This window comes from Pseudomonas sp. AGC41 (genome assembly GCF_057334555.1).
Window position 1 is genome coordinate 23,669 of record NZ_JBHFJB010000151.1, and the last position, 1,459, is coordinate 25,127.

Here is a 1,459-nt window from a genome sequence, read left to right on the forward strand (position 1 = left end):
GCCCCCGATGGACTGACGCGGTCTTCCAGGTAAACCACGACGGCTACGCCGCCGAGCGGGAGCAAGCTCCCTCGCCACGGGTTCAGATTGTCCGGGAGAGAGTATTCGCGAGCGGGCTCACTCCCACATTGGGAGCGATGTGATCGCGATATAGACCACAACACCAAACTCCTATGGGAGCGAGCCTGCTCGCGATGGCGATCTTCAATCAACCGCCGACCTCCAGGCTGCCCGCTCACCCCGCCTTATCGTTCCCCTGCTCAGGCGTCTCGATTCCCGATTCCGCTTCTTCCTCCGCCGATTCCGCCGGTTTTTTTTCGTCGGGATAACCCGGCATGCCGCGGGCGTCTTCCGGTGTCAGCTCATCACGATCGTGACGGTCATCGGTCGCATAGGCCGTGGCGGCGTTCGGGTCTTCGTCGCGGCCGGCGGTGCCCAGCACGAAGCCATCGTCGTTGGGGTTGTCCAGTGTCTGGGAAAGGGTTGGGTCTTGAGGATTGCTCATGGGACCTCCGGGTTCGCAAAAATTACGTTGTGGTGTTTTGAGGGTCTGGAGGGCTGGGGGTGCGGCGCATCTGATGAATGGCGCGGCGCATCGTTCTTTAAATAGAACGCTAAGGCTGATTTTTGCAGTCTGGCGCGACAAAGGTGTCGGTTTTAATCTTTACCCATCGAAACGCAACACGGATTGAAGCCGGCGCTTCGGCCAGATGGATCACTGATTTACCGAGATCGAAAACCCTTACCCACGCCGAACGATCGGCAGCCAAAACTTAGAGGACTACGCCATGACTACTTCCTACAACCGTCTCGACAAAGATAACGCCGCCGTTCTGCTGGTGGACCACCAGGCTGGCCTGCTGTCGCTGGTGCGTGACATCGACCCGGATCGTTTCAAGAACAACGTGCTGGCCCTGGCTGACCTGGCCAAGTACTTCCAACTGCCGACCATTCTCACCACCAGCTTCGAAACCGGCCCCAACGGCCCGCTGATGCCAGAACTCAAGACGCTGTTCCCGGACGCTCCTTACGTCGCTCGTCCCGGCCAGATCAACGCCTGGGACAACGAAGATTTCGTCAAGGCGATCAAGGCCACCGGCAAGAAGCAATTGATCATCGCCGGTGTCGTGACTGAAGTCTGCGTAGCCTTCCCGGCCCTGTCGGCCCTGGCCGAAGGTTTCGAGGTGTTCGTGGTGACCGATGCCTCCGGTACGTTCAACGAACTGACCCGCCAATCGGCGTGGGACCGTATGTCCTCCTCGGGCGCGCAACTGATGACCTGGTTCGGCCTGGCCTGCGAACTGCACCGCGACTGGCGCAACGATGTGGAAGGCCTGGCGACCCTGTTCTCCAACCACATCCCGGACTATCGCAACCTGATGACCAGCTACAACACGCTGACCAACGCGAAGTAACGGCCACACCGATATACCCTGTGGGGGGGGGGGGGGGGGGGGGG

2 protein-coding genes are annotated in these 1,459 nt (G+C 60.2%); one reads left to right on the forward strand and one right to left on the reverse strand.

Annotated elements, in window-relative coordinates; translation table 11 throughout:
- Positions 1-235: 235 nt before the first annotated feature.
- Positions 236-505 carry a hypothetical protein gene (locus tag ACE04F_RS24700; protein ID WP_486110314.1) on the reverse strand — a complete coding sequence of 90 codons (270 nt, stop codon included), beginning with the start codon at positions 503-505 and terminating at the stop codon, positions 236-238.
- A gap of 283 nt (positions 506-788) precedes the next feature.
- Between ACE04F_RS24700 and ycaC the strand changes: the two genes are divergently transcribed.
- Complete coding sequence (ycaC, locus tag ACE04F_RS24705; protein ID WP_486110315.1) at positions 789-1,415, forward strand: isochorismate family cysteine hydrolase YcaC; 627 nt, start codon at positions 789-791, stop codon at positions 1,413-1,415.
- The last annotated feature ends 44 nt before the right edge of the window (positions 1,416-1,459 follow it).

What these genes read in the sequence shown, in the direction of transcription:
- ycaC (WP_486110315.1), top strand. Translation starts at nt 789, where the DNA reads ATGACTACTTCCTACAACCGTCTCGACAAAGATAACGCCGCCGTTCTG.
- ACE04F_RS24700 (WP_486110314.1), bottom strand. Translation starts at nt 505, where the DNA reads ATGAGCAATCCTCAAGACCCAACCCTTTCCCAGACACTGGACAACCCC.